This window comes from Nostoc cf. edaphicum LEGE 07299 (assembly GCF_015207245.1).
Lineage (GTDB): Bacteria > Cyanobacteriota > Cyanobacteriia > Cyanobacteriales > Nostocaceae > Nostoc > Nostoc edaphicum_B.
In genome coordinates, this window is record NZ_JADEXF010000390.1 from 1 (window position 1) to 4,828 (window position 4,828).

Annotated in this window: 4 protein-coding genes; 3 read left to right on the plus strand and 1 reads right to left on the minus strand. The window is 43.0% G+C overall.

Annotated elements, in window-relative coordinates:
• The 3 genes from IQ229_RS13225 to IQ229_RS13235 form a co-directional block, all read left to right on the plus strand.
• The coding region (locus tag IQ229_RS13225; protein WP_194044349.1) for an ABC1 kinase family protein at positions 1-956 on the plus strand (956 nt) is incomplete at its 5' end.
• Between the two features lie 16 nt (positions 957-972).
• Positions 973-1,710: a Stp1/IreP family PP2C-type Ser/Thr phosphatase gene (locus IQ229_RS13230; protein WP_094348014.1), complete on the plus strand. Its 738-nt coding sequence runs from the start codon at positions 973-975 to the stop codon at positions 1,708-1,710.
• Between the two features lie 668 nt (positions 1,711-2,378).
• Complete coding sequence (locus IQ229_RS13235; RefSeq protein WP_041565841.1) at positions 2,379-2,576, plus strand: NblA/ycf18 family protein; 198 nt, start codon at positions 2,379-2,381, stop codon at positions 2,574-2,576.
• A 458-nt stretch (positions 2,577-3,034) separates the two neighbouring features.
• Here the strand turns inward: IQ229_RS13235 and IQ229_RS13240 are convergent, their stop codons facing one another.
• Positions 3,035-4,588: a serine/threonine-protein kinase gene (locus tag IQ229_RS13240; RefSeq protein WP_194044350.1), complete on the minus strand. Its 1,554-nt coding sequence runs from the start codon at positions 4,586-4,588 to the stop codon at positions 3,035-3,037.
• Positions 4,589-4,828 lie beyond the last annotated feature (240 nt).

Genomic DNA, 4,828 nt, shown 5'->3' on the forward strand with positions numbered 1-4,828 from the left:
CTTCCAGAGTGCTGACTTTGGAATATCTCCCTGGAATTAAAATTAGCCAATACGAAGCTTTAGAAGCAGCAGGTTTGGATCGAAAAGCGATCGCTCGTCAAGGCGCTCAAGCCTACTTGCTACAATTACTCAATAATGGCTTTTTCCACGCCGATCCTCACCCAGGCAATATTGCCGTTAGTGCAAATGGTGCTTTGATATTCTACGATTTCGGGATGATGGGCCGGATTAAGTCCAACATCCGCGAGGGATTGATGCAAACACTATTTGGTATTGCCCAAAAAGACGGTGATCGCGTTGTGCAGTCTCTGATCGATTTAGGCGCGATCGCCCCAACTGATGATATGGGCCCAGTACGGCGTTCCGTCCAGTATATGCTGGATCATTTTATGGATAAGCCCTTTGAGAACCAATCAGTTGCAGCAATCAGTGACGACCTTTACGAAATAGCTTATAATCAGCCATTTAGATTTCCAGCAACTTTCACTTTCGTGATGCGAGCCTTTTCTACTCTAGAAGGGGTAGGTAAAGGCTTAGATCCAGAGTTTAACTTTATGGAAGTTGCCAAACCTTATGCAATGCAACTTATGACCGATATGAATGGTTCTGAGGGGAATAGCTTTCTTAACGAATTAAGTCGCCAAGCAGCTCAGGTAAGTAGTACCGCCTTGGGTCTGCCACGTAGATTAGAGGATACACTAGAGAAGCTAGAGCAAGGAGATATGCGCTTGCGCGTTCGGTCTATAGAAACCGAACGCCTGCTGCGGCGACAGAGCAGTATTCAGCTCTCAATAAGCTATGCTCTGTTAATCAGCGGTTTCACGCTTTCAGCTACTATTTTAGTGGTTAAGGATTATCTCTGGTTGGCACTGCTGCCTGGTTTAATTGCAGCGGCGCTTTCAGCGATCCTGATTCGATTACTTTTACGCCTCGACCGTTACGATCGTATGTATTAATTGTTGCAAAAAATTTATGAAACTTAATTTCACGGGTTTTAGCGATCCGGGACTTATTCGTTCTAATAATCAGGATGCTTACTATATAGACCCAGAAGGACGATTTTTCGTTGTTGCCGATGGTATGGGTGGTCATGCCGGAGGTGAAGAGGCAAGTCGCATTGCCACTGGAGAAATTCAGGCGTATTTAGTAGCAAATTGGGAAACTTCTAAGTCTTCTCAAGAATTGCTAGAGCAAGCTTTGTGGGGAGCCAACGAAGCGATTTTGCAGGATCAGCAAAATCATCCCGAACGTGCCGACATGGGGACAACGGTTGTAGCAGTGATTTTTCGCTCCCCAGAGTCGCCTTGGTGCGCTCATGTTGGCGATTCGCGGCTGTATCGCTTCCGCGAGTCACACTTAGAACAGGTGACGGAAGACCACACTTGGGTAGCACGAGCAATCAAAATCGGTGACATCACCTTAGATGAAGCACGATTACATCCTTTTCGCCATGTATTATCGCGCTGTTTGGGGCGTGAAGACTTGCATCAAATTGATGTGCAACCACTAGATGTAAAAGTTGGCGATCGCTTGCTGTTATGTAGTGATGGTCTTACAGAAGAACTTGTCGAGCAGAAGATTGCTAACTGCCTCCAAAATAGTCCTTGGCTTGATAAAGCCGCCATCTCTCTTGTTGAGGCTGCCAAAGAGCATGGAGGGCACGATAACATCACAGTTGTCATCGTCTCGCTTGAAGAAAATAGTCATTAGTCATTGGTCATTAGTCATTAGTCGATGCTTAGTAACTTGAAACAAATGACAAAGGATAAAGGACAAAGGACAAATCTGGTAAATATACTCAGTAATTTGTTCAGCGTGAGCATTTTTCCTTTTTACAATTTGATACAAATATTTTTAGCCTCTAAAATCACCCAAAGAGGCTAAATTTGTATAATTTGGTAAATTGACATCTTGCACGTAATAAGGTAAAGCGACTATAATTCACGCTTATTACCATTAATTCCCCAACCTCCTTAAAATTTTCGTCCTCCGAAGCTTCTTCCACGCTTGCGGAGACAGCATCTTAGGCTTTTTAAACACAAAGACTAAGACGGGTTTTGCATAGCACCAAATATTCTCTTTAAAAGATATTTGTGCAAAGCAGGAAGGAATGAGGGAGGTAGTTATACCTATCTAAGACCAAATAGAGCTTATTTTCCGGAATATGGTTCAGCTGACTTGGGTGGTATATCAGTAGGATTAGGTGCAAGATATCAGAGCAGAAAAAGTCCACACTTTGGATGTGGGCAATCTGTCAAACAATTGTTATCTTTCGTAATACGGAGGAAAAAATGTTGGACAGATATGAGACAAAATATTATCCCATTTGGACTTCTGTGAGCGATATCACCTTTACGCGTTGTTTTTTCGGAGTAATTATGAATCAACCAATGAAACTATCCTTGGAACAGCAATTCAGCATCTGCTCATTTGCTACTCAGGTACAAAATATGAGCCACGATCAAGCTAAAGACTTTTTAGTCAAGCTCTATGAGCAAATGGTCGTGCGCGAGGCAACTTATCAAGAGCTTCTTAAGCACCAGTGGGGCTTAGATTCCGGTTCCACTATGGCATAGAGTCGTTCTAATGTCGCAGTGGGCGACCTCCTTCTCTTGCTTGGTTCCAAAGAGGAAAAGAGCTGGGGATGTAGGGGCGTCAACTTCGATAAGTAATTCCACAAGATGGCGCAAAAGTTCAATTCACGAAATTAACTAAGAATGAGTAAACATTGTCTACGGCATATCTGCTGGAGTCTAGACTAACTTTAGCATTGCAGGCTAAATCCGTTGTTTGCTTTAGCCAAACTTCTTGTTGTTTCGTCTAGCGGGGGAATCACACCTGCATAAATTGACAATCCACTGGAATATTTGCACAGGAAGATTTAGAGATAATTTGGATCCCACTGCTTTGGCAGCTAGTGATTTCACTCTTTATACATATAACTAGAAGTTACATCTTTATATATCTTTTGTTTATAAAACGTTACATTCTTGGAGCGACCACCTATAAAACACGTAACATAAAGAAATTATGCCTAGCTGGAAAGATCGTATGGAGAATCTGTATCAATACTTTCCAGTTTTGTTATTATCTGAGGTTTAATTTTTTCGTACTCGTTTTTGAGTAAACTCTTACTAATTTGCGGGTCGGCAGAGGACACCAACGTATTGCTCATTGCGACCCACTCTTGCAGTCGTTGCCGCTGGGCAGAAGCGACGCTAGAAAGCAAGATGTGGGTACAGCGATTTGGTGCTTCTCGTGTAAAGAATAAGAGGCGGTAGTAACCTGTGTGCTGTAGTAACCGAGCAATTTCTTGACCAAGGCTGGTTTTGAGATCGAGGTAATAAGGCAACCATTTAGCGCCATGCTTGCGATTGTAGATGACAGTAATCCATAGCAGCATGGGATGGGGGATAGAGATGAAAAGAAATTGGTTATAGCGTGTACAGAGTAAACGTTTTTGAATTTCCTCTTGCGGTAGCATCACCCACAAAGCTGGTAAAACCTCCCCATTGGTATGAATGGGCTGGGGAAACACAATATCGGCAATTGGTTTATTTTTGGGCCAGGAAATGGCACGAGCGATTTCATCGTTTGACCATGATACCCGCAAATCGCCTTTGGTCTTTTGTTCAAGCTCGGTGCTAGCTGTAGTAGTAGGAACTAGGGAATGGCTGGCTTGCTGAATTTTGCGTGTATGCTCAGGCTTTTCTAAAGATGCTAAAACTCTGAGGATTTCAGTAATACTTTGGGGGCGATCGCATGCTCTTTTAGCTAGACAACTCATCACCAAATTTTCAATTTCTTTTGGTAGTTCTAATCCAGGCGCAGCCTCAGCAAAAGAACGTGGTTTTTGATAGTGGTGTGTTTTATACCACGCACCAAAAGAGTGAGTTGGTGCCACCAGTGGCATTTTGCCTGTCAGCATCTCAAACATCATGACGCCCAAACTATAAATATCAGCACGGTTGTCTAATTCCTTACCCTCCATCTGTTCGGGAGAAGAATAAGCCAATGTACCTAAATAAAATTTTGTATGGTCGCCATCTGACTGTAATAACTTAGCAATACCAAAATCTAGAACCTTGACCAATTCTCCAAAACTGGGATCTTGAATCACCAGCATATTGCTTGGCTTGACATCGCGATGGATAATTGGGCAAATAGTTCCATCAACGGGGATGCCATCATGGGCGCACTGTAACCCCAAGCTGAGTTGACGCGCCATACTGAGGAATCTTGCTAAAGGTAATCGTTGCTTGCGAATAATATTGTTCAGGCTTTGTCCTTGTAAGTATTCCATAACGTAGAACGGGGTGTTATTGTCATCTACGCCATAGTCCATAACTCGGACAATATGGATACTTTTTTGCCCTAGTAAAGCACAGGTTTTTGCTTCTCGCTCAAAGCGATCTTGCAATCGCATCTTTTCATTTTGGATTGATAGAGCCAGAAACTTAACCGCAACAGGTACACCTCCCAACAATGTATCTTTAGCACGATAAACCCGACCCATTGCTCCAGTACCGATTAACTCTTGGAGTTGGTAGCGTTTGCTGAGTAAGCGACCAATGCTGGGGTCTGACATAGAAAATTCGACTCCAAAAGCAGGTTGTAAATGTTTGGGAGGACAAATGCATTCAAAAATTGTGGTGTAGTTTTAGTTTGCCCAATTTTGACTAATGCGCTATCACTCTTGGCATCTCCTCTTCTCTACGAGACGTCGTTTTGTGTTGGGAGAAGACGGCATTAGTTTGGCTACACGAAACCTTACCTGCCTTTGTAGGTTTACAAACCCTTAAATTCGCATTAGTCCACGAAGGTAGGC

Excerpts from the sequence above, each read along its gene's own strand:
- IQ229_RS13230 (WP_094348014.1), top strand. The coding sequence starts at position 973 with ATGAAACTTAATTTCACGGGTTTTAGCGATCCGGGACTTATTCGTTCT.
- IQ229_RS13235 (WP_041565841.1), top strand. The coding sequence starts at position 2,379 with ATGAATCAACCAATGAAACTATCCTTGGAACAGCAATTCAGCATCTGC.
- IQ229_RS13240 (WP_194044350.1), bottom strand. The coding sequence starts at position 4,588 with ATGTCAGACCCCAGCATTGGTCGCTTACTCAGCAAACGCTACCAACTC.